Annotated in this window: 1 protein-coding gene; it reads right to left on the bottom strand. The window is 64.2% G+C overall.

The annotated features are described in order from the left end of the window. Positions 1 to 360 (bottom strand): AMP-binding protein (locus ACL9RM_RS26600; RefSeq protein ID WP_414126715.1); only part of this gene is annotated, 360 nt, incomplete at both ends.

A 360-nucleotide genomic window follows, 5' to 3' on the forward strand; every position in this document is an offset into this window, starting at 1 on the left:
GCCAGCACGGCCACCAGCAAGTCCACCGAACGCTCGGCGAGAATGCCGACGATCGTCTCCCGGCCGATGCCGCTTGCGCGCAGCGTGGCCGCCAAGCGGTTCGCCCGCTCGTTCAGCTCCGCATACGTCATCCGGTCGTTCTCGTACACGACGGCCGCCTCTTCCGGCGTGCGCTCCGACTGTTCCTCAAACAGCTGGTGGAACGCGGCCGCAGGAGGCGCTTCCGGCTGCGCCGGGTTAAACGCGCCGAGAATTTGCTCTTTTTCCGCCGGTGTCAAAATGCCCAGCTCGGCAATAGTCGCCGACGGGTTGCGGAGAATGGATTCAAGCAGCTGCAAGTAGTGAGCGGCCAATTTCTCC

The sequence above is a fragment of the Paenibacillus sp. S29 genome (assembly GCF_049319765.1).
Taxonomy (GTDB): Bacteria; Bacillota; Bacilli; order Paenibacillales; family Paenibacillaceae; genus Paenibacillus; species Paenibacillus polymyxa_B.